The 22447-nt window shown below is 66.7% G+C and carries 21 protein-coding genes; 4 read left to right on the top strand and 17 right to left on the bottom strand.

Annotated elements, in window-relative coordinates; genetic code table 11:
- Window positions 1-103 precede the first annotated feature (103 nt).
- The 3 genes from FHJ30_RS07805 to FHJ30_RS07795 form a co-directional block, all read right to left on the bottom strand.
- Window positions 104-1795 (bottom strand): ribonuclease J, encoded by a 1692-nt coding sequence (locus tag FHJ30_RS07805; protein ID WP_139028725.1) that lies wholly within the window; start codon window positions 1793-1795, stop codon window positions 104-106.
- A 41-nt stretch (window positions 1796-1836) separates the two neighbouring features.
- Window positions 1837-2745, bottom strand: a complete 909-nt coding sequence (gene dapA, locus FHJ30_RS07800) for a 4-hydroxy-tetrahydrodipicolinate synthase (protein ID WP_139028724.1) — start codon at window positions 2743-2745, stop codon at window positions 1837-1839.
- A 207-nt stretch (window positions 2746-2952) separates the two neighbouring features.
- Window positions 2953-3312 (bottom strand): hypothetical protein, encoded by a 360-nt coding sequence (locus FHJ30_RS07795; protein ID WP_373683125.1) that lies wholly within the window; start codon window positions 3310-3312, stop codon window positions 2953-2955.
- A gap of 86 nt (window positions 3313-3398) precedes the next feature.
- On the opposite strand from FHJ30_RS07795, the gene FHJ30_RS07790 reads away from it, so the two are divergent.
- Window positions 3399-4634 (top strand): heparan-alpha-glucosaminide N-acetyltransferase domain-containing protein, encoded by a 1236-nt coding sequence (locus FHJ30_RS07790; protein ID WP_139028723.1) that lies wholly within the window; start codon window positions 3399-3401, stop codon window positions 4632-4634.
- A gap of 85 nt (window positions 4635-4719) precedes the next feature.
- On the opposite strand, the gene FHJ30_RS07785 is transcribed toward FHJ30_RS07790, so the two are convergent.
- From FHJ30_RS07785 to FHJ30_RS07755, 7 genes are all read right to left on the bottom strand, one after another.
- Window positions 4720-5199 carry a hypothetical protein gene (locus FHJ30_RS07785; RefSeq protein WP_139028722.1) on the bottom strand — a complete coding sequence of 160 codons (480 nt, stop codon included), beginning with the start codon at window positions 5197-5199 and terminating at the stop codon, window positions 4720-4722.
- A 3-nt stretch (window positions 5200-5202) separates the two neighbouring features.
- Window positions 5203-5973, bottom strand: a complete 771-nt coding sequence (gene dapB, locus FHJ30_RS07780) for a 4-hydroxy-tetrahydrodipicolinate reductase (RefSeq protein ID WP_139028721.1) — start codon at window positions 5971-5973, stop codon at window positions 5203-5205.
- A 96-nt stretch (window positions 5974-6069) separates the two neighbouring features.
- Window positions 6070-6546 (bottom strand): molybdenum cofactor biosynthesis protein MoaE, encoded by a 477-nt coding sequence (locus FHJ30_RS07775; RefSeq protein WP_139028720.1) that lies wholly within the window; start codon window positions 6544-6546, stop codon window positions 6070-6072.
- Window positions 6536-7066 (bottom strand): MogA/MoaB family molybdenum cofactor biosynthesis protein, encoded by a 531-nt coding sequence (locus FHJ30_RS07770; protein ID WP_139028719.1) that lies wholly within the window; start codon window positions 7064-7066, stop codon window positions 6536-6538. Before FHJ30_RS07770 ends, FHJ30_RS07775 begins: the two co-directional genes overlap by 11 nt.
- A complete protein-coding gene (gene moaC / locus FHJ30_RS07765; RefSeq protein ID WP_139028718.1) occupies window positions 7063-7557 on the bottom strand; it encodes a cyclic pyranopterin monophosphate synthase MoaC in 495 nt (164 codons plus the stop codon). The genes FHJ30_RS07770 and moaC overlap by 4 nt, the downstream gene beginning before the upstream one ends.
- Window positions 7545-8870 carry a gephyrin-like molybdotransferase Glp gene (glp, locus tag FHJ30_RS07760; protein WP_373683124.1) on the bottom strand — a complete coding sequence of 442 codons (1326 nt, stop codon included), beginning with the start codon at window positions 8868-8870 and terminating at the stop codon, window positions 7545-7547. The genes moaC and glp overlap by 13 nt, the downstream gene beginning before the upstream one ends.
- Before the next feature lie 23 nt (window positions 8871-8893).
- Complete coding sequence (locus tag FHJ30_RS07755; protein WP_240793636.1) at window positions 8894-10393, bottom strand: molybdopterin-dependent oxidoreductase; 1500 nt, start codon at window positions 10391-10393, stop codon at window positions 8894-8896.
- A 344-nt stretch (window positions 10394-10737) separates the two neighbouring features.
- Between FHJ30_RS07755 and moaA the strand changes: the two genes are divergently transcribed.
- From moaA to FHJ30_RS07740, 3 genes are all read left to right on the top strand, one after another.
- The gene (moaA, locus tag FHJ30_RS07750) at window positions 10738-11865 is read left to right on the top strand and encodes a GTP 3',8-cyclase MoaA (RefSeq protein ID WP_171058960.1); all 1128 of its coding nucleotides are present in this window, start codon (window positions 10738-10740) and stop codon (window positions 11863-11865) included.
- A 5-nt stretch (window positions 11866-11870) separates the two neighbouring features.
- A complete protein-coding gene (locus tag FHJ30_RS07745; protein ID WP_139028716.1) occupies window positions 11871-12137 on the top strand; it encodes a MoaD/ThiS family protein in 267 nt (88 codons plus the stop codon).
- A gap of 165 nt (window positions 12138-12302) precedes the next feature.
- Entirely contained in the window at window positions 12303-14114 is a 1812-nt protein-coding gene (locus FHJ30_RS07740; protein WP_240793629.1) for an HNH endonuclease signature motif containing protein, read from the top strand.
- Window positions 14115-14209: 95 nt separating this feature from the next.
- Here FHJ30_RS07740 and FHJ30_RS07735 read toward each other — a convergent pair whose 3' ends face one another.
- The 7 genes from FHJ30_RS07735 to FHJ30_RS07705 all read right to left on the bottom strand — a co-directional run bounded on the left by FHJ30_RS07735 (window position 14210) and on the right by FHJ30_RS07705 (window position 22357).
- On the bottom strand, window positions 14210-14725 hold the full coding sequence (locus tag FHJ30_RS07735) for a DUF1579 family protein (protein WP_240793628.1): 516 nt from the start codon (window positions 14723-14725) through the stop codon (window positions 14210-14212).
- A gap of 60 nt (window positions 14726-14785) precedes the next feature.
- Window positions 14786-16129 carry a pitrilysin family protein gene (locus FHJ30_RS07730; protein WP_139028714.1) on the bottom strand — a complete coding sequence of 448 codons (1344 nt, stop codon included), beginning with the start codon at window positions 16127-16129 and terminating at the stop codon, window positions 14786-14788.
- Between the two features lie 122 nt (window positions 16130-16251).
- Window positions 16252-18519, bottom strand: coding sequence for a polyribonucleotide nucleotidyltransferase (locus FHJ30_RS07725; RefSeq protein ID WP_139028798.1), 2268 nt, complete (start codon window positions 18517-18519; stop codon window positions 16252-16254).
- Window positions 18520-18761: 242 nt separating this feature from the next.
- Complete coding sequence (gene rpsO / locus FHJ30_RS07720; RefSeq protein WP_013600532.1) at window positions 18762-19031, bottom strand: 30S ribosomal protein S15; 270 nt, start codon at window positions 19029-19031, stop codon at window positions 18762-18764.
- A 205-nt stretch (window positions 19032-19236) separates the two neighbouring features.
- A complete protein-coding gene (locus FHJ30_RS07715; RefSeq protein ID WP_139028713.1) occupies window positions 19237-20496 on the bottom strand; it encodes a kynureninase in 1260 nt (419 codons plus the stop codon).
- Window positions 20493-21347 carry a tryptophan 2,3-dioxygenase gene (kynA, locus tag FHJ30_RS07710; protein WP_139028712.1) on the bottom strand — a complete coding sequence of 285 codons (855 nt, stop codon included), beginning with the start codon at window positions 21345-21347 and terminating at the stop codon, window positions 20493-20495. Before kynA ends, FHJ30_RS07715 begins: the two co-directional genes overlap by 4 nt.
- A 26-nt stretch (window positions 21348-21373) precedes the next feature.
- Window positions 21374-22357, bottom strand: a complete 984-nt coding sequence (locus FHJ30_RS07705; protein WP_139028711.1) for a bifunctional riboflavin kinase/FAD synthetase — start codon at window positions 22355-22357, stop codon at window positions 21374-21376.
- Window positions 22358-22447 lie beyond the last annotated feature (90 nt).

Here is a 22447-nt window from a genome sequence, read left to right as displayed (position 1 = left end):
TCCGGGGATTTAGGCCCCCTGATCCCCCGGTTCGCGGCCCTTAAATGCCTCCGGCCCGCGGTCCCGCTGAACGGGAACGCGGGCCGGAGCAGGCAGGCTGCTGTTAGGCCTCGAGCACCACGGGGATGATCATCGGCTTGCGGCGGAGCTTCCGGTTGACCCACGTGCCCACCACGCGGCGGACCACCTGCTGGAGCTGGTGGCTGGTGTGGTCGGCGTGGTTGAGGACAGCCTCCTCCAGCGCGGCATTGATCTTGGGGATGATCTCGTCGAACACGGAGTCATCCTCGGCCACGCCGCGGGCGTGGATCTCGGGGCCGGACACCACCTTGCCGGTGGCGCGGTGGATGACCGTGATGATCGAGATGAAGCCTTCGTCTCCAAGGATCCGGCGGTCCTTGAGGTCGGCATCGGTGATCTCGCCGACGCTGGAGCCGTCCACGTAGACGAAACCGACTTCCACCTGGCCCACCACGTCAGCCCGGTGGTCCTTCAAGTCGATGACGGTGCCGTTGTCCGCAAGGATGACGCTGGCTTCCGGTACGCCGGACTCAATGGCGATCTTGCCGTTGGCGATCAGGTGGCGGGTCTCACCGTGCACCGGCATGGCGTTGAGCGGCTCGAGGATGTTGTAGCAGTACAGGAGCTCCCCGGCCGCGGCGTGCCCGGAAACGTGGACCTTGGCATTGCCCTTGTGGATCACGTCGGCCCCGAGCTTGAGGAGCCCGTTGATGATCCGGAAGACGGCGTTCTCGTTGCCGGGGATGAGGCTGGAGGCAAGGATGACGGTGTCGCCGTCGCCCACCACCACACGGTGGTCGCCGTTGGCCATTCGGGACAGCGCTGCCATGGGCTCGCCCTGGGAACCGGTGGACATCAGCACCACGCGGTTGTCCGGCAGGTTGTCGATGTTCTTGATGTCCACGATCAAGCCCGGCGGGACATCCAGGTAGCCCAGCTTCTCGGCGATCGCCATGTTGCGGACCATGGAGCGGCCCACGAAGGCCACCTTGCGGTTGTGCTTGGCCGCCGCGTCCAGGACCTGCTGGACCCGGTGCACGTGGGACGAGAAGGAAGCAACGATAATCCGCTTGCTGGCCTGGCCGAAGAGCCGTTCCAGCGTGGGTCCGATTTCCTTCTCGGCCGTGGTGAAGCCGGGAACGTCGGCGTTGGTGGAGTCGGACATAAAGAGGTCCACGCCCTCCTCGCCGAGCTTGGCGAAGTGCCGGAGGTCGGTGATGCGCCCGTCCAGCGGCAGCTGGTCCATCTTGAAGTCGCCGGTGTGCAGGACAGTGCCGCCGGCGGTCCGGATGAACACGGCCAGGGCGTCCGGAATGGAGTGGTTGACGGCCACGAATTCACACTTGAACGGACCGAACTTTTCGACCTGCCCTTCCTCGACCGTGAGGGTGTACGGCCGGATGCGGTGCTCCTGCAGCTTCGCTTCGATCAAAGCGAGGGTGAGCTGCGAGCCCACCAGCGGAATGTCGTTGCGGCGGCGCAGCAGGTACGGAACAGCGCCGATGTGGTCTTCGTGGCCATGGGTGAGGACCACGGCGACGATGTCGTCCAGCCGGTCCTCGATGTAGGAGAAGTCAGGCAGGATCAGGTCGACGCCGGGCTGGGTTTCCTCGGGGAAGAGGACGCCGCAGTCCACGACCAGCAGTTTGCCGTCGATTTCGAACACGGCCATGTTCCGGCCGATCTCCCCCAGCCCGCCGAGCGGGACAATCCGGAGCGTGCCCTGCGGCAGGCGGGGAGGGGTAACAAGGCCGGTGAGGGCGGTTTGGGTCATATTGCACTACTTTCCAGGCGGAAGGGTGCCGGTCTTACTCCTCAGGAAAAGACCAGCCCCGCTTCCGCCAAATCCCCGCGGATGGTTTCGATCTCGGCTTCGTCCGGCTCCACGAGGGGCAAACGGACAATCGAGTTGGGCAGGACTCCCTGCCATTTAAGAATCTGCTTGGCCGCAACGGCCCCCTGGACCCGGGTCATGGTGGCCCGGACTACCGGCTGGAGATCAAAGTTGATCTTCCGGGCAGTGCTGAGGTCGTTCGCGTTGACGGCGTCGATAAGTTCGCGGAAACGGCGCGTGGCCACGTGGGTGGTGACGCCCACCAGGCCGACGGCGCCAAGGGCCATCCACGGAAGGGTCAGTCCGTCATCGCCCGAGTAGAACGAGAGGTCTGTCTCCGCCATGACGCGCGTGGCGGCGACGAAGTCGGCCTTGGCATCCTTGACTGCCACGATGTTCGGGTGCTGCGCCAGCCGGATCATCGTGTCGGGCTCAATGGCGATGGAGGAACGTCCCGGGATGTCGTACAACATAACGGGCACGTCGACGGCGGAGGCGACGGTTTCGAAGTGTGCGCGGACGCCGGCCTGGCTGGGCTTGTTGTAGTACGGCGTCACCAGGAGGAGGCCGTCGACGCCGAGGGCTGCTGCCTGCTGGGAAAGGTGGACTGAGTGGGCGGTGTCGTTGGTGCCCGTGCCGGCGATGATCGCGGCCCGGCCGCCCACGGCGTCCTTGACGGCGCGGAACATGCCGAGGTTCTCCTCGTCCGTCAGCGTGGACGTTTCGCCAGTGGTTCCGGTGACCACCAGCCCGTCGCAGCCGTCGTCCACCAGCTTGGCGGCCAGTTCAGCGGCCTGCTCATAGTCCACTGCGCCGTCCTTGGTGAACGGCGTGACCATGGCGGTCAGAAGAGTACCAAGGGCAGGGAGATGCGCGGAATTGTCAGCCATGGAAAAAACGTTACCCTGTCCGCGGCTGGTTAGGACAATGCCGGGAGCGTGATGCACGTCAAATGGGCGTCTCTGCACCCCATCTCCACCTCATGGCCAACGCCTCCTGCCGACCGTCCAGGCCTTGCCGTCACCACCCGGCCGATAGTCAGGGAGCGGGCTGGCAGTCAGCCAGGGAGCGGGCCGGTAGGCGGAGCCGGCTGGCAGTCAGGGAGCAGGCTGGCTGGCGGAGCGGGGCGTCCCTGCCGGCGGGTGGCAATACCGTCCGACGGCGGCCTGCCGCAGCTCCTCTGCCCATGACGCCAGCCGCTGGGCTGCCCGGACGTAGTGGAAGAGCTCCACGGGGGTCAGGGCGTCAATGTCCGCTTCGGCGAGGCGGCGGGCGAGCTCCGCGCCCTCGGGCTGGGCGGCGAGGCTGAGGCCCTCCTGCTCCCACTGGACATCCTCGGGCGGCCGGCCGGCCACCAGCTGGCGGAAGAGGAAATCAACAACCCCTGGACTCATGGCCTTCATGAGCCCTGCATTGCCGGACTCATGAGCGGGGATTCCGGATGATGGAGTGTGCATGGAGCCCATATTATTCGAACACATATTCGAATACAAGGAGATTCGTGTGACAGCCCGGGCACAGGCAGGTATGAGACGATCTGGTCATGACGTCCCGTAACCCGGCAAGAACGTCCCGTAAGACTGCCGGGCGGCTGGTGGCGGCGCGCCTCCACGGCATCGACGCTGCCCGCGGCCTGGCACTGCTGGGGATGATGGCCACCCACCTGCTCCCCACCTTCGAATCGAACGCGGACCTGACGCCCACCTGGATTGGCCTCACCTTCTCGGGCAGGGCGGCGGCGCTCTTTGCGGTACTTGCCGGGGTGGGCTTGGCCTTGTCCACGGGAAAGCACAGGCCGCTGCAGGGCCCCGACCTGTCCGCCGCCCGCCGGGGCATTGCCCTGCGTGCGCTGGTGATTGCCGCCGTCGGACTTTCCCTGGGCGGGCTGGAAGTCAACCTGGCCATCATCCTGGTCCACTACGCGGTGCTGTTCCTGTGCGTCCTGCCCTTCCTGGGGATGGGGCTGAAGCGGTTGTGCGCCTGGGCCGGCGGCTGGATCCTGGGGTCCCCGGTGCTGGCGTACCTGCTGCGCCCGTGGCTCCTGGCCGCCGAACCACCGCTGCAACTGGGCCACAACCCGTCCTGGGAGGACCTGGCAACACCGTCGAGCCTGCTGGCGGACCTGTTCTTCACCGGCTACTACCCCGTGTTCCAGTGGCTTTCATACCTGCTCGTGGGACTCATCGTGGGCAGGCTGGTGCTGGCCAGGGCAATGGTGCCGGTGGTCCTCCTGGTTGGCGGTACCATCGTGGCAGTCCTGGCAAAGACTATGGGCGTCACGGCGATGGAGAGCTGGGGCGGCCGGGCTGCGCTGGAGGAAGTGCTGGACTCTCCGGGTTATCCGCTGGAGAGCATCCTGCAGGTCAACCTGACGGGCATCCCGCAGGAGGGCTCCTGGTGGTGGCTGGCATCCGCGGCACCGCACTCCGCCACCACGTTGGACCTGCTGCACACGTCGGCGGTGGCGGTGGCGGTGATCGGCGCGTGCCTGCTGCTGGGCCGGCTGGCCGAGTGGGTGGACCTGGACCTGCTGCTGCCGCTGCGCGGTGCGGGAGCGATGACCCTGACCCTCTACACGGCCCACGTCTGGGTGGTTTCCGGCTTCTACCTCAAACCGCTGCCCGCCGGCTGGACGGAGGACGGGATGTATTTTGCCCACGCCGCCACTGCCATCGTCGTGGGAATGGTGTTCGTGCTGCTCAAGTGGCGCGGGCCGCTGGAGTGGGCCGGGCACGCCGCGAACCTGGCGGGCCGGGGCGAACTCACGTCCGTCCGCTAGCGCGGCCGGTTGCCTTGAACCGCGGGCAGCCGGTGCCTCAGGGTGCCACGCGGCCGGTTGCCTTGAACCGCGGGCAGCCAGTGCCTCAGGCGGGAACGTCCCCGCGGAAAAGCCTGACGGCGTCCCGCATGGAAGCGCGGGCGCGTTTCCGGTCGCCGGCGGCGTCATAGGCGCAGCTCAGGCGGAACCAGGAGCGCCAGTCATCCGGAGCAGCCTCGGCCTCGGAACGGTACTTCTCGAACTCGGCATCCGCGGCAGCACGGACGATGCGGCCGGCCGGCGTGCGGGGCAGTTCGTCCACTGGCAGCCCGCCCTCCGCCTCCAGCACTTTTGCCATCTGCTCCGTACGGGCGCCGAACATCAGTTCGCGGATGAGTGCCCAGGCCCCGATCATGGGCAGCACCAGGTAAGCCGCCCCGATAGCCTGCGCTGCGAGGTTGCTGTCCGTCAGCAGGAGTATGGAGCGCTGGAAGGACACCACCAGGTAGAAGACCAGCAGCAGCGTCACCGCACCCACCCAGATCTTGGTGCGGTTTTTCCGGAACCCGGCCAGCAGTCCGCCCATGGCCTAGAGCCCCAGGTCCAGGTAGCCGTCCAGGCCCACGGTCAGTCCGGGGTGGGCCGCCACGTTGCGGACGCCAAGGAGCACGCCGGGCATAAAGGAGGCGCGGTCAAAGGAGTCATGGCGCAGGGTCAGCTGCTCACCCCCACTGCCGAGAAGGACTTCCTGGTGCGCCACGAGCCCGCGGAGGCGCACGCTGTGGACCCGCACGCCGTCGACGTCACAGCCGCGCGCCCCAGCCAGTTCGCTGGTAGTGGCGTCCGGGCTGGGCGGCACCTGCGCCGCAGCGCGTTCGGCGGCGATCAGCTGGGCGGTCCGGACCGCCGTGCCCGAAGGCGCATCCACCTTGTCAGGGTGGTGCAGCTCGATGATCTCCACCGATTCAAAGTACTTGGCGGCCTTGGCCGCGAAGGCGGACGCCAGCACGGATCCGAGGGCAAAGTTGGGCGCGATCAGGACCCCCGTGTCAGCGTGTGCTGCCAGGAGGCTTTCCAGCGCGGACAACCGGTCCGCATCCCAGCCCGTGGTTCCCACAACAGCGTGGATGCCGTGTTCCACGGCGAAGCGGACGTTCGCTTCGGTGCTTTCCGGGACCGTCAGGTCCACCACATACCGCGCACCGGCAGCCGTGACCTGGTCCAGCGAATCGCCGCGACCCAGGGCCGCCACCAGCTTCATGTCCGCTGCGGCTTCGATGGCTTTTACGGCTTCGGCGCCCATGCGCCCGTTCGCGCCCAGCACGGCAACGGGCATGGGAGCAGGGAGTTGTTCGGTCATGGCGTTAAGCCTACCGGTGGGCCCGTGCCGCACAGGAACCGGGGAGTGTGCGTTACCTCGCAGGAACCAAGGTCTTGGGCGGCGCCAGCGGGAGGTTCAGCTGCCTGCTCCCACCCATTCCACTGTGCCGTCCGTGAAGAATTGTTCCTTCCAGATGGGCACCTGCTCCTTGATCCGGTCCACCAGCTCGGAGCAGACGGCGAAGGCCTGGCCGCGGTGTGCTGCGGACACGGCGCACACCAGCGCGGGGTCGCCGATTTCCAGCATGCCGATCCGGTGTGCCGCCCAGATGCGGACCGGCTGCGAGGACCCGCCCTCTTTCCCGCCGGTTCCGGCCGCCTGCTCCTCGGCAAGGCGCGCGACGACGTCGGCCATCACCTGGTGCGCCGTGGGGTGCGCGCTGTAGCTAAGGCGCTCAACCGGCTTTCCGCCGTCGTGATTGCGGACCACGCCGCTGAAGCTGACCACCGCCCCCGCAGTGTCGCTCTCCACCGCCGCGATAGCCCGGTCAACGGAGATCGGCTCCGCGCTCAGGACGGCGTTGACTACTTCGAAAACTGCCTCAGTGCCCATGTCCGCCTTCCAGCTGGTCGCAAAGGTGCCCGATCAGCGGGTCCAGGACGGACAGGCCGTCCATGACCCCCTTGGGTGATCCGGGCAGGTTGATGATGAAGGTACTGCCGGCAGCGCCGGCATAACCACGGCTCAGCGCCGCCAGCGGGGTCTTCGCGGCGCCGGCGCGGCGGACCGCTTCCATGATGCCCGGGATCTCGCGGTCCAGCAGGGGCAGCGTAACGTCCGGGGTGCGGTCGTCCGGGCTGAGGCCCGTGCCGCCGCTGGTGATGACGACGGCGGGGTGCTGGGTTAGGAGCGCACGGACGGCTGCTCCTACGGGATCACCGTCCGGAACCACCATGGCGGGAAAGACGTCGAAGCCGTGTTCGGTCAGCCAGTCGGTGATCACGGGGCCGGTTTCGTCGTCGTAGATACCGGCGGCGGCACGGGTGGAGGCGATCACGACGCCGGCCTTCCGGCCTTGGACGTCGCCGTGGCGGTGGGGTTCGGGGGCGTTGAGGGTGCTGGGCGTGCTCACAGTGTCCAGTCCCCGCTCTTGCCGCCGCTCTTGGCAACCACTTTGATGTCGGTGAGGACGGCATGCTTGTCCACGGCCTTGATCATGTCGTAGACGCTGAGCGCCGCAACGGACACTGCCGTGAGGGCTTCCATCTCCACGCCTGTGACGCCGCGGGTCTTGACGGTGGCGAGGATCGCCACTGTCCCGGTGCCAAGTTCAAAATCCACGGTTACCTTGGACAGCGGAAGCGGATGGCAAAGGGGTATCAGTTCTGGGGTTTTCTTGGCTGCCATGATCCCGGCGACCCGTGCCACGGCCAGGGCGTCCCCCTTGGGCAGTCCGCCTGAGCCGAGCAGGGCCATGACCTCAGCCGTGGTGTGGACGGTGGCGGTGGCGGTGGCCTCGCGGGTGGTTTCGGCTTTGGCGGAGACATCCACCATCTGGGCGCTGCCGTCCTGGCGCAGGTGCGTCAGCGCGGCCGGGGTTTGTTCTGCATTCACAGCATCCATACTTCCACCTCCGCACCGGCCGCGAGCGCGGCCACTCCCACCGGGACGTGGACCAGCACGTTGGAGCCGGCGAGCGCGTGCATCAAATGGGAGCTTTCGCCGCCCTGCAGCTCCACCGTGCCGTCGGGCTGCAAAGTGCCGCGGCGGACCTGGTGCTTGTGTTCGGGAGACGTGAGCGGCTGGGCGAGGCGGGCGCGGACCGGCAGGCGCGGTGCGGGTGTGCCCAGGAGCCCGGCCAGGACCGGGCGGAAGAACATCTCGAAGGACACCAGGCAGCTGACGGGGTTGCCCGGGAAGCCCAGGAAAGGAATCCCTTCGAAGCTGCCGATCCCCTGCGGACCTCCCGGCTGCATGGCCACGTGCAGGAATTCCACCGGCTGGTCCTCCATGGCCTGCCGGACCACCTCGTAGGCGCCTTTGCTGACCCCTCCGGTGGTGACGATCAGGTCCGCAGCCCCGCCCTCTGCACGAAGCAGCGTGCGGAGGGCGTCCGGGTGGTCCGTGGCAATGCCTGCCCGCCGGACCAGCAGGCCCGCCTGCCTCATGGCAGCTTCCAGGAGCGTGCCGTTGGAATCGTAGATCTTCCCGTCGGGCAGCTCATGGCCCGGCTCCACCACTTCGTCGCCGGTGGTCACCAGCAGGACCGTCACGGCCTTGTAGACCGTCACGTCCGGGATTCCCAGTGCCGCGAGCAGGCCCAGCTGGGCCGGGCCGAGGAACGTGCCGGCTGCCAGCGCCGTCTCGCCGGCAAGGATGTCACTGCCTGCTGCCCGCACAAACGTTCCGGGCACTGCCGGTGGCAACTGCACCGTTGCCTGTTGCGTCGTTTGTCCCGTGGCTTGTCCCGCTGACGGCACTACGGGCGGCAGGAAGCGGTCCGGAACGGCCCGCTCAATGGGGACGACGGCGTCGGCTCCGTCCGGAAGCATGGCTCCCGTCATGATCGGTGCGGCCGTGCCGGGCCTGAGTCCGTCCGGACTGGCACCGGCGGGGACGGGAGGCATAACGCGCAACTCTCCGCCGCCGTCGGGCACGTCAGCGGAACGGATGGCATAGCCATCCATCTGCGAGTTGGGGAAAGGCGGCAGGCTGATGGGAGCGGGGATATCGTGGACGAGGCCCCGGCCCAGGGCCACGCGCAGCGGCAGCCGTTCCGTCCGCTCCGGTGACCGCAATGGCCGCAGGAGATCCTCGACGGCGGCGGCGTGGTCAGCCACGGACCGCGCATGGTGCCCTGCCTGGTGCCGGGCGGAATGCGGGGCCGCGTGCCGGATTCCGTCCACAGGCATTCCATGCGGTTCGGGGCTGGTCATGGTTCCGCCTTCGGTGTCAGCCTTCAGGGTTTCACGTCCACTCTAATCGTGTGGAACCCGGTTGCTCCGTTGGGGGCGGCGGGGCGGTTCTGCTCGTCCTGGATGCGGCCGGAGAGGTCCGTGGCCCTGACCTGGACTTCGTACTGCCCTTCCGTCAGGTCCAGTCCAAGCTTCCACTGGCACCAGGTGTCCAGCGAGATGCTTTGCGCCAGCCCGGTTTGTTGCCACGGTCCGCGGTTCACCCGCAGTTCCACCTTCCCGATGCCGGTGTGCTGCGCCCAGGCCACCCCACCGAAGAGCACCGTTCCGGCTTTCACGGGGCGGCCGCCACGCGGCACGTCGATCCTTGAAGAGGTCTTGATGGGACCACGTTCCGACCAACCACGGGGCGTCCAGTAGGCCACATCATCCTCGAACCGGGTGACTTTGAGCTGAGTAACCCATTTGGTGGCCGACACGTAGCCGTAGAGACCCGGCACCACCAGCCGCACGGGAAAGCCGTGCTCAAGGGGCAGTGGCTCCCCGTTCATTCCGACGGCGAGCAACGCATCCCTGCCGTCGGTGAGCACCTCAAGGGGCGTTCCAGCCGTCCAGCCGTCGGCGCTCCTGGAGAGGACCATGTCCGCGCCGGCCTGCGGGCCTGCCAGTGCCAGCAGTTCGCGGACCGGCCACCCGAGCCAGCGCGCGTTGCCGATGAGGTCGCCGCCCACGTTGTTGGACACGCAGGCGATGGTGACATGGCGTTCAACCAAGGGTTTGGCCAGGAGCTCAGCGAAGGACAGCTCAACCTCCCTGTCCACCATGCCGGTGACCTTCAGGACCCACGTCGCGGGATCGACGGCTGGGACCGACAGCGCGGTATCGATGCGGTAGAAGTCGGTGTTCGGGGTGACCAGCGGGGTGATGCCCTCGACTCCTGCCTCTGCGGCTGCCGCTATGGCCGGCGCTGCTGAGGCGGGAACCGGCAGCGCCACGCGGCCCCGGGCTTCGCTTGCGACGGCGGCGGCCCCCCGCCAGGCTGCCGCGAGCGCGCCGCCGACTGCCGTGAAGGCGGCTCCCCCGGCCAAGGCCTGCAGGAAGCGGCGCCGGGCAGGGGCATGCCTTGGGTTTGGGGTCGGCGATGGGTATGCGGTCGGCGTTGGGCTTGCAGCTGGGGATGGGGTTGCAGCTGCGGTGGCCGGCTCCGCGGCCTGGCTCCCCCACTCCTGAAGCCTGCGGACCAGTAACCTGAGCAGGACCACCGCGACGACGGCGGTGAGTACCGCCAGCACCAGGGCGTTGGCACTCGCTTGGGCGCGGGTCAGGACGGCTGCCAGGCCGGCCAGGCCAAAGGCGCCAACCACTGCTATGCCGGCAAAGCGACGGCGGTCCTCCACGACTCCTGCCAAAGCGGCCAGGCCGGCAATGACCAGCGCCATGCCCACCAGGAGCGCAACCTTATCGGCCGTCCCGAACAGCGCGACCGCCCAGTCCTTGACACCGGGAGGAACGGCATCAATGACGGCACCACCCACAGCGGTCATGGGTGACAGCGATGGACTGAAGATGCCCGCCAAGAGTTCCCCAAGCACTACCGCGCTGCCCACCGCCACTGCACCTGCTGCGGCTGCCAACCACGCACGCCGCCCGAGCGCCTGCCCTTGACCCTGAGCCTGCCCCTGCCCCTCCCCCTGCGGCAGGGAAGGCGCCGGGCGCTCCGGAAGCCGCGTTCCGCCGTCGTGCGTTGCCTCCTGTTGCTCGGAGCTGTCCACACCTCCAGCATAGGTTCGACGGATACCCGCGGCGCCGTTCCGGCTGCACATTCTGCGGCGGCAACCCGCGTGGACCCGGGTGTGATGCAGAGCCCATCGTGGCGTAGCCTGAATTCATGAGTGTCCAGCTAGGTATGCCGCAGCCACGGGAGGAAGCGGCCACAGCGCTGCCATCCGTCCCCGCGGCCCGCCCCGCCGACGCTCCCGCCGGGCTCGTGGACCGGTACGGCCGCCGGGCCACGGACATGAGGCTGTCCCTGACGGACAAATGCAACCTCCGCTGCACGTACTGCATGCCCGCCGAAGGCCTGGAATGGCTCGCAAAGCAGGCAGTGATGTCGGCGGACGAGATCATACGGATCGTGCGGATCGGCGTGGACCAGCTGGGGGTGCGCGAACTGCGGCTTACCGGCGGCGAACCACTCGTCCGGCACGATCTGGTGGAGATCATCGCCGCTCTCCGCCGGAACCATCCCGACCTGCCCATTTCGATGACCACCAACGGTGTGGGGCTGGCGAAGAAGGCAGCAGCGCTGAAGGCGGCCGGACTGACCCGGATCAACGTGTCCCTGGATTCCCTGCACGAGGAAACCTTCACGCAGCTGACCCGGCGGCCGTTCCTGGACCAGGTGCTGGCCGGGGTTGATGCTGCCTGGGCGGCAGGTCTTGGCCCGGTCAAGCTCAACGCAGTACTGATGCGTGGCATCAACGATACGGAGGCGCCGTCATTGCTGGCGTGGGCGCTGGGGCGCGGCTACGAGCTGCGTTTCATTGAGCAGATGCCGCTTGACGCCGACCATGGCTGGACCCGGCGGAACATGATCACGGCCGCGGAGATCCGCGAGCTGCTGTCGTCCGACTTTGTACTCAGCTCCGATCCCCGCGCCCGGGACGGCGCCCCGGCGGAACGCTTTGAAGTACGACGGCGGGAGGCTGGGCCTGACGGTTCCTCCGGTCCCGCGCTGGGCACCGTGGGGATTATCGCCTCGGTGACCGAGCCCTTCTGTTCAGACTGCCGGCGGACGCGGATCACGGCCGAGGGCAAGATCATGAGCTGCCTGTTCTCCCGCGAAGAGTTCGACCTGCTGGGATTGTTGCGGACGGGCGCCAGCGATGACGACCTTGCCCAGCGGTGGCAGGACGCCATGTGGATCAAGCCAAAAGCCCACGGAATGGACCACGTGGGACTTGACGCACCGGACTTCGTCCAACCGGACCGCAGCATGAGCGCCATCGGGGGCTGAAACTTTTGAACGTACGTTACTTCGCTGCCGCACGCGCTGCGGCGGGCGTGGAGGAAGAGCGCTTCGAGCTGGGGGCAGGCGCCACTGTTACCGATCTGCTGGAGGCAGTTCTTTCCGTGGAGCGGCCTGAACCGCCTGCCGGCACTCCCCCGCTGGCCCGCATTTTGTCACGCAGCAGCTTCCTGCTTAATGAGGTGGCGGTGAGGGACCGCGCCGTTGTGTTGAAGGCTGACGACGTGGTGGATGTGCTGCCTCCGTTTGCCGGGGGCTAGGCGAGACGGCCCATTGGTGGCGTTCCGCCCGCCCCAACAGCCACCTTGTTCAGCAGCCGCCTGGAAGGATCCTCCTGGGCGGGCTTGTTGCCTCTAAAGGGTTCGCCGTTGGCGGTTGGTTCGTCGCCCGCTCAAAATGTCGGTGCCTCGATGGATGATGTCCGTATGGAAACCAGCCCGGGCACGGCACCGGCGATGGAGGGCATTACGGCCTCCACCGCCCGCATGAATGCGCTGTTTCTTGAAGATGCCGCCCTGGAAGCCGGCACTGGTGCGGGAGCTGGAGTCGATGTGCTGCAGCGCAGGTATGAGATCCGTTTGGAGCGGATGGCCGTGGCGAAGCAACTTGAAGCGCAGGTCGCCGCAGTGAAGGCCGGGGACGCGGTAGAGGCCATCGGGATCCAGCACGCCATGACCCCGCCGGACGCGCCCGTGCACGAACGGACCTACACCGAGATGTCGGCGGTTGAGGAAATCGCAGGGGTCCTGACCCTCAGCTCCCCCGCCGTCGGGGCCCTCGTCACACAAGCCCGCCAGCTCGCCACCCTGCCCCTGGCCATGGATGCCCTGGCGGCCGGGACCATCTCCTGGCAGCACGCCAAAATCCTCGCCGACGAAACCGACACCCTCGGCCCCGCCGGGGCCGCCGCCCTCGTCGCGCGCTTCCTCGATCCCGACGCCCCTAAACCGGCCCGGGGAGCCGCCGCCGGTGAACTCGTGCCTCACCGGTTCCGCGCCAGGGTCCGCGCCTGGCGTGAACGCCACCACCCCGAGACCCTGGAGAAACGCCACATCAAATGCGCCGCGGACCGCCGGATGGAATGCACCCCGGACCGCGACGGCATGGCTTGGCTCTCGCTCTATCTGCCAGCCGACACCGCAAGCGCCATCTGGAACCGCACCACCGCCCTCGCCCGTGGTCTCCAGGGCCCCGAAGAAACCCGGACCTTGGCGCAAATGCGGCCCGACGTCGCCGCCCACCTGCTCCTCAGCGCAGGACCGGCCCTTGGCCACGCCGCGGGTACTGACTCCGGAGCGGGTACCCGCGCAGGAAGAACCGGCACGGCAAGAGCCAGCGGTGTAGAAGGCAGCACAGTAGAAGGCAGCGTTGCAGAAGACACCGGCACCCCCATTGGGCTGGCTTCCCTGTCTGTCAATGACCAGCCAGATGCCACTGCCAGAACCAGCGGCACAGACGCTGCCGGGGTAACGGTCGGGGATGTCGCTGCGGGGGCTGGCGCTGAAACCGGCACCGCGTTCACCAATCTCGGTAACGTCCCGGTCCCGAACGCCCAAGTCCTCGTCACCGTCCCGGTGTTCTCACTCCTTGGCCTCACCGACGAACCCGCAGACCTTGACGGCTACGGGCCTATCCCTGCCTCGATGGCCCGCAAACTCCTCGCCGACGGAGCACACTCGTTCCATCGGGTCCTCGTCGACCCCCGGGATGGCGCACCCCTCGAAATCGGCCGGGCCGGCTACCGCCTCACCAAAGCCATGAAAAAGGCCCTACAGCTCAGGGACGGCAAATGCACCTTCCCTGGCTGCAGCAACCGGACTTTGGACACCGAGGCGGACCATCTACAGGCCTGGCAGCACGGCGGCAACACCGGGGTCAGCAACCTGGCCCTTCTCTGCCCAAAACATCACCGCCTGAAACACAACAGCGGTTGGAAACCCACCCCGGCCACCAAAACCGAACCGCCCGGCTGGACCTCACCTACCGGCAGGCTCTACAAGGCGGAACACCACGACCGGGAACCAGCACAATGGCCTCCCGGGCTCCTTCCCGGTGCACCGGAAACACCTGGATTCCAAGGCGGGGAACCTCCGCTTGAAGAACCAGTCGCTGGCAATCTTGAGGATCCCGAGGTCTTTTCGCCCGACGATCCCGTGTGGGTCGACTTCTATGCCAGGCCCCCAAAGCTGCCCGAGGACCCGCTCAAGGAGTGGGAGTGGGACGTGCTGCTCTGCTGAGGCCGCCTGGAACCTGACTGGGAATGCGGTAAATGAAACGCGTTGTATAAGGTGCAAATGCAGCCTGTTGTGTCAGATGCCGTTCCGTTGTGCAGTCACCTGGAACTGTCAGCCCGCTGGAACGATGACGTCAAAAACGGAACGTAAGCCGAGCCCGTCCCGTCGGGCATGCCGGCGCCTTGTTCTGCGGACTTCCCGCCCCGTGTACGGAGCTCTGTCACGTGCGTCAGCACACCGCCGTCGACCCTCAAGGTGTGCCGGGTCCACCCGGCACCGCCCTCGCGTTCCACCCTGAGGGCGCCATGCTGCCACGTGCAGCGGGCTGCAGCGGCGAGTGCCGGGCCCGCGTTGTCCACGTAGTACCAGAAAACGTCCTGGTGGTCGGGATCGACGGTGAAGATTCCGTGACCTTCGAAATGCGTGCCGTCCGGCTCCAGGTGGCGGTAGCTCTGGACCACGGCCGATCCGCCGGCCACCGGGGTGTAGGTTACTTCGGCGTCGACCGCCCGTTCAGGACCCCAAGGACCGGCGGCGAACCGGGTGATCCCCCGCCAGTGGCCCAGGAAGCCAGCCAAAGCTTTCGGCGCGCGGCCAGGCGGGGTCCGTTCCACTGTCCGTTCACCTCCAGAGCCAAGTCCTGCCGTTGACGAGCCCATCCTGCTGTTCCGCCGTCAGAGGCCGAACGTTTCCGTCTCCTCGAAAGGTCCGACCACGGTCACAGTCCGGGGAGCGGCAGCGAGTTCGGCCGCAAGTTCCTGGACCTGATCGGTGGTTACAGCCTTGATCAGGCGCAAGGTCTCGTCAATGTCCTGGTACTCACCGGACACAAGCTCTGCCCGGCCAAGCCTGGACATCCGCGAACCAGTGTCCTCCAGGGCCAATACGATCCCGCCGCCCAGCTGGCCCACGGCCTTACGGAGTTCGTCCTCGGAGATGCCGTGCTCCGCCAGTTTGTCCAGCTCAACTGCGAGCAGGTCCAGTACCTGGCGCACCTTGGACGGCGTGCACCCGGCGTACATACCGAAGTAGCCGGCATCCGCGTAGGAGGACGCAAAGGAGTACGTGGAATAGACCAGGCCGCGCTTCTCGCGGATCTCCTGGAACAGGCGTGAGGACATTCCCCCGCCCAGCACGGCGTTGAGGACGCTCATGACATAGCGCCGTTCGTCCGTGGCCACGATCGTGGGGCAACCCATGATGATGTTCGCCTGCTCAACGGCGCGTTTGACGACGTGGAGCCCGGCCGTCCCGGTGATGAGGGCACGTTCCGTGGACCGGCGTTCCACTGGCGCAGCGTCGGACTCAAGGGACCAGCCCGCAGACTCAAGCGCTTCCACCACAAGGCCGCAGACGACGTCGTGCTCCAGGCCTCCGGCGGCGGTAATCACCAGTTCATCCGGCCGGTAATAGCGCTGGTAGTGCTCCCAGACGGAATCGCGGGCCACCGCCCGGATGGCGTCCGGCGTGCCGCCGATGGGGCGGCCCAGGGGATGGCTTCCCAGGACGGCCGCAACAAAGTTCTCATGGGCGACGTCCGTAGGGTCATCGCTGTCCATCGCGATTTCCTCAAGGATGACGTCGCGTTCCTGCTCCATCTCAGCAGGATCAAGGACGGCGCCGGTGATCATGTCCGCGATGACGTCGATAGCCATCGGCAGGTCGGTATCCAGGACCCGCGCGAAGTAGCAGGTGCTTTCCTTGGCCGTGGCCGCATTGGACTCGCCGCCAACCTCGTCAAAAGCCGAGGCGATCTCCAGTGCGGTGCGGCGTTTGGTGCCCTTGAAGAGCAAGTGCTCAAGGAAATGGGTGGAGCCGTGCTGGCCGGGCGCCTCGTCGCGGGAACCGACGCCCACCCAGAACCCGATCGTGGCCGACCTCTGCCCGGGCATCGCCTCGGTAAGTACCCGCACTCCGCCGGGCAGCACCGAACGCCGGACTTCGGAGCCGCCGTCGGCCCCGTGGACCAGGGTATCGCCGCGGTGGTTCTGCTCAAGCGGCAGGGGTACAACAGTCATTGAGGCCTTTCGAAAGGGGCAGCCGGGATCTGGCTGCCATCGTAACAGCGGCGGGGCCGGTGGATCATCCACCGGCCCCGCCGATTCATGCTTGCCGCGGGCTGCGCCCGCATGGCGGAATGCTAGATGTCAGCGCCTTCAGCGGGCTCCGTGGTGTGGGCGCGCTCGGTCTCAACCTCAACCTCGGCGCCTTCTTCCTCGGCAACCACCGGGGCGAGCGAGAGCTTGCCGCGGTCGTCGATCTTGGTGATCTCCACCTGGACCTTCTGGCCCACCGAGACAACGTCGTCAACGTTGTCCACGCGCTTGCCGTTGGCCAGCTTGCGCAGCTCGGAGATGTGCAGGAGGCCGTCCTTGCCCGGGGTCAGCGAAACGAAGGCACCGAAGGTGGTGGTCTTGACGACCGTACCCAGGTAGCGCTCGCCGATTTCCGGGACCTGCGGGTTCGCGATGGCGTTGATGGCGGAACGTGCTGCTTCTGCAGACGGGCCATTGGTGGCGCCAATGTAGACCGTGCCGTCGTCCTCGATGGAGATGTCGGCGCCGGTGTCCTCCTGGATCTGGTTGATCATCTTGCCCTTGGGGCCGATGACCTCGCCGATCTTGTCCACGGGGATCTTCACGGCGATAACGCGCGGTGCGAACTCGGAGAGCTCGTCCGGGGTGTCAATGGCCGAGTTGATGACCTCGAGGATGTGGAGGCGTGCTTCGCGGGCCTGCTTCAGGGCTGCTGCCAGCACGGAAGCGGGGATGCCGTCGAGCTTGGTGTCCAGCTGGATGGCCGTGACGAACTCGGAGGTACCGGCAACCTTGAAGTCCATGTCACCGAAGGCATCTTCAGCACCAAGGATGTCGGTCAGCGCAGCGTAGCGGGTCTGGCCGTCCACCTGGTCAGAGACCAGGCCCATGGCGATGCCGGCGACGGCGGCCTTCAGGGGCACACCTGCGTTCAGCATCGAGAGGGTGGAGGCGCAGACGGAACCCATCGACGTCGAACCGTTGGAGCTGAGAGCCTCAGACACCTGGCGGATGGCGTACGGGAATTCCTCGCGGGACGGCAGGACCGGCACCAGCGCGCGCTCGGCCAGCGCACCGTGGCCGATTTCGCGGCGCTTCGGCGAACCGACGCGGCCGGTCTCACCGGTGGAGTACGGCGGGAAGTTGTAGTTGTGCATGTAGCGCTTGGTCTTCACCGGCGACAGCGAGTCGATCTGCTGTTCCATCTTCAGCATGTTCAGCGTGGTGACACCCATGATCTGGGTCTCGCCGCGCTCGAAGATGGCCGAACCGTGGACGCGGGGCAGGACCTCGACCTCGGCGGTGAGCTGGCGGATGTCCGTCAGGCCGCGGCCGTCGATGCGGATCTGGTCCTTGAGGATGCGCTGGCGCACAACGTGCTTGGTGACCGAGCGGAAGGCTGCGGACAGCTCCTTCTCGCGGCCCTCGAACTGGCCGGCCAGGGAAGCGGTGACCTCGTCCTTCAGGGCGTCGGAAGCGTTGTCGCGCTCCTGCTTGTCCGCGATCTGGAAGACAGCGGCCAGCTTCTCGGCGGCAGCGGACTCGACAGCGGCGTAGACGTCGTCCTCGTAGTCCAGGAACACGGGGAATTCGACGGTGGGCTTGGCAGCGCGGGCGGCGAGGTCGGCCTGGGCGTCGCAGAGTGCCTTGATGAACGGCTTGGCAGCCTCGAGTCCCTCGGAAACAACCTCTTCCGTGGGGGCGGTGGCGCCCTGTTCCTTGATGAGGTTCCAGGAGTTGTCCGTGGCTTCGGCTTCGACCATCATGATCGCGACGTCGTCACCGGCAATACGGCCGGCTACCACCATGTTGAAGACGGAGTTCTCCAGCTGCGAGTGCTTGGGGAACGCCACCCACTGGGATCCGTTTTCGTCGGCAACCAGGGCAACGCGGACGCCGCCGATGGGGCCGGAGAACGGCAGGCCGGACAGCTGGGTGGACATCGAGGAGGCGTTGATGGCCACCACGTCGTAGAGCTCGTCCGGGTTGATCGCCAGGACGGTGACCACGATCTGGACCTCGTTGCGCAGGCCCTTGATGAAGGCGGGGCGCAGCGGGCGGTCCATCAGGCGGCAGGCCAGGATGGCTTCGGTGGACGGGCGTCCTTCGCGGCGGAAGAACGAGCCCGGGATGCGGCCGGCAGCGTACATGCGCTCTTCGACGTCGACCGTCAGCGGGAAGAAGTCAAAGCCTTCACGCGGGTGCTTGCCGGCGGTGGTGGCGGACAGCAGCGCGGTGTCGTCGTCGATGTACACCATCGCTGCGCCGGCTGCCTGCTTGGCAAGGCGGCCGGTTTCGAAGCGGATTACGCGCTTGCCGAAACGGCCATTGTCAATGACTGCTTCCGAGAACTGGATTTCGGGACCCTCCAAGAGAGTCACCTCCGTTTCATTTTTACGGAAGTCCAGCCGCATCAACCCAGCCAGCATCTGTCTACTGGCCCTGCACCCGGTCATCGATCGAGACCCACGGGCCGGGGCTTCACTCAAGGAAGCCGTTCCCGGGGATCACTACCGAGGACCGCGAATGCGTGATGCGGTTGATCCTCCTGTTTAGTTTTTCATTTGAAGAAGGCGGCCCGTTCCATGGCGGAAGGGGCCGCCCCTAAGTCCGACTAGCGGCGCAGGCCGAGGCGCTCGATGAGCGAACGGTAGCGGGCGATGTCAGTCTTCTTGAGGTAGCTCAGCATGCGCTTGCGACGACCAACCATGGCCAGCAGACCGCGCTGGGTGTGGTAGTCGTGCTTGTGCTCCTTCATGTGCTCAGTCAGATCCTTGATCCGCTGGGTCAGGACTGCAACCTGGACCTCCGGTGAACCGGTGTCGCCTTCGCCGGTTGCGTATTCCTTGATGATGGACTGCTTTACAGCGGCGTCAAGTGCCACAATAACTCCTTGGGATGTGCCGTGAGGGCCCAGGTCAGTAACTCACTGCCGGGTCTGCCGCTGCGGCCCCTGCCGGAAAACCGGTGCGGGCCGTACGCAACAGGAACCAGCCGCCACGGACTGCAGCCGGATCCATCGTTCAGTTTACCGGCCACTGCCTAATGTTGTCGAAACCGCACTCCGTCGGTCGCTGCAGGGGCCGTCGTTATCCCTGCAGGCGGTCCCGCATCGCCTCCATGCCCTGGAGAACCTCCCCGAAGCTGGTGCTCAGCGGCGACAGGCCTACGCGGATACCGCGGGGGGCGCGGAAGTCCGGGATGACGTCGCCTTCCCACAGCGCCTCCACCGTTGCCTTGGTGAAATCCGGATGGTCCACCGTAATGTGGCTGCCGCGTTCTGCGGGATCCCGCGGTGAGGCAAGTTCAGCTCCCAGCGGCGCCAGCCAGGCATCAAACACCTCGACGGCGAAGGCTGTGAGCTTCTCCGATTTAGCCCGAATGGCAGCCATGGAGGCTTCCTCAATCAGGTCCAGGGTTCCACGCATCGCCAGCATCCCGAAGATCGCCGGCGTCCCGCTGAGGAACCCCCGGATCCCCGGCGCCGGCTCATAGCCGGCAGCCATCCCGAAGGCGTCCTTCCGCCCCATCCAGCCCCAGATGGGCTGGTTCAGCGCGGGCAGGTGCCGGGCATTGACGTAGGCGAAGGCAGGCGAGCCGGGACCCCCGTTAAGGTACTTGTAGGTGCAGCCGGCCGCGAAGTCCACGTCGGCACCGTCCAGGTCGATCTCCACCGACCCCGCCGAATGGCAAAGATCCCACACCACCAGGGCCCCTGCGTCGTGCACTGCTGCGGTGATGGCGGGAAGGTCCGCCAAATGGCCCGAGCGGTAGGCGACCTGGCTGAGGAGTACGACGGCGGTGCGCTGCCCCGTTGCCTCGCGCACCTGGTCAACGGTCACCCCCGCGGCCGGGTCCGCCTGGATCCAGCGCAGGGTCAGGCCCTCTTCAAGGGCAATGCCCTCGACGAGGTACCGATCCGTGGGAAAGTTTTCAGTGTCAAGGACCAGTTCGTTGCGGTCCGGATCCGCTACAGCGGCAAGGGCTGCACGGATCAGCTTGTAGAGCACCACGGTGGTGGAGTCGGCGATGATGGTCTGGCCCGGCGCGGCGCCCAGCACTGCCCTTCCCAGCTGGTCGCCGATGGACTGCGGCAGGCCCAGCCACTGCTCGTCCCAGCCGCGGATGAGCCGCCCACCCCAGTCGTCGCGGATGAAGGCGGCGATGTCCTCGGCAGTGCGCTTCAGCGGCCGGCCCAGCGAGTTTCCGTCCAGGTAGGACAGGGGTGTGTCCGTGCCGATGAAGTGACCGCGGCAGTGCCCCAGCGGATCCTCCCGGTCGAGGTCGGCGGCGCGCTGCTGCAATGGCGCCGCCGCTGGTGCAGCTGGGTTCTCCCCTTGGATGGTCATTGTCCGATCTCCGTCCTGACTGCGAAAAGTTCCGGGAAGAAGGTCAGCTCGAGGGCCTTCTGCAGGAACGCGGCGCCGCTGGATCCGCCCGTTCCGGATTTCATCCCGATGGTCCTTTGGACGGTCCGCAGGTGCCGGAAGCGCCACAGCTGGAAGTTGTCCTCAAGGTCCACCAGTTCCTCGCACGCCTCGTACGCGCCCCAGTTGTCCGCGGCGTTCTCATAGATGTGCTTGAACAGCGGCACCAGTTCCGGGGTGTACTCGTGTGCCTTCGTGACGTCCCGTTGCAGGACCGACGCCGGCACGTCGAAGCCCTGCCGGGCGAGGTAGGCGAGGAATTCGTCGTAGATACTGGGTGCTGCCAGCAGTTCCTCCAGCATGGCGTGCGCCTCCGGGTCCGACTCGAACACCGGGAGCATCTTTCGGTTCTTGTTGCCCAGCACGAACTCCACAGCGCGGTACTGGCTCGACTGGAAGCCGGAGGAATTGCCAAGGAAGCCGCGGAACTGGGAATACTCGGTGGGGGTGAGGGTGGCCAGCACGGACCACTGCTCGGTCAGCGTTTTCTGGATGTGCTTCACCCGGGCAATGCCCTTGAGCGCCGACCCCAGGTCATCTGCCCGGAGCCACGCCGCGGCGCTGCGCAGTTCATGCAGCACCAGCTTCAGCCACAGCTCGGTGGTCTGGTGCTGGATGATGAAGAGAAGTTCATCGTGGTGTTCGGGCTTGCTGACCGGCTGCTGCGCGCTCAGGAGGGTTGGCAGCTGCAGGTAGGACGCGTAGCTCATCCGTGAGCTGAAGTCGCGGACAATCCCCTTGTCCAGCTTCCGGGTGTTCTTCTCGACGGACACGGGTACAGCCTTTCGTTGGTGGCGCCCTAGCGCCTGGCCAGCAGCCCGTGGGCCTGGATGACGTCCAGGCGCATCTGCTCCACGAGTGCCTCCGGCCCACGGTAGGCCACCATGCCCCGCAGCCGGGCTACAAATTCCACGACTACTGTCTGGCCGTAGAGATCGAAGTCCTCCACGTCCTCCTTGGGCCGGTCGATCACGTGGGCCTCCACCTGGCGGCTGACGCCGTCGAACGTGGGGTTGGAACCCACGGAGATTGCCGCAGGCCACCGCGTTCCAGTCTGGTCCACCAGCCACCCGGCGTAGATCCCGTCGGCAGGGACCAGGCCGCTGGCGTTGCTGGCGAGGTTGGCGGTGGGGAAACCAAGGGCACGGCCGCGGGCGGCCCCATGGACAACCTCGCCGCGCATGCGGTGCGGACGGCCCAGCACGGCGGCAGCCGTGGCAACGTCTCCCTCCTGGAGGGCTTCCCGCACCCAGGTGGAGGAGCAGCGGCGGTCCGTCCCGTCGTCGTCATGCAGGGGGTAACCCTCGGAGCCGAACTCGCTGATCACCTGCACCTCGAACCCGAACTTCTGGCCGAGGGCCTTCATGGTGTCCAGGTCCCCTGAGTTGCCGCGGCCGAAGCGTACGTCGTGGCCGATAACAACATGGCCGGCGTGCAGGCAGTCCACCAGGTACTGCTCCACAAATTCTTCAGGGGTGAGGCTGGCCAGGTCCAGTGAATACTTCATGACCAGGATGGCGTCCAGGCCCAACTCCCCCAGCGCCTCCAGCTTGTCCTGCAGCCCCATGATCAGCTCGGGCGCGGACTCGGGGCGGTGAACCAGGGCAGGGTGTGGATCGAAGGTGACAACAACCGCTTTGGACTTTGTGATCCGTGCCGTGCGCACCAGCTCGGACAGGACCTGCTGGTGTCCCCGGTGCACGCCGTCGAAGTTTCCGATGGTGACCACAGATGGGCCGAAGTCCGCCGGGACCTCGGACGGATCGTTCCAGATGTAGACCATCACCCTCGCCTTAACCGCTTGCAAGTATCAGTGTCCGGGCCGGTGCCGGCCGCGGAACTCTCTAAGATTACCTGCATTCGGCGGTCCGGC

Origin of the sequence: Arthrobacter sp. BB-1 (assembly GCF_006151685.1) — a bacterium.
GTDB lineage: Bacteria > Actinomycetota > Actinomycetes > Actinomycetales > Micrococcaceae > Arthrobacter.
This window is presented reverse-complemented; position numbering and strand designations above follow the sequence as displayed.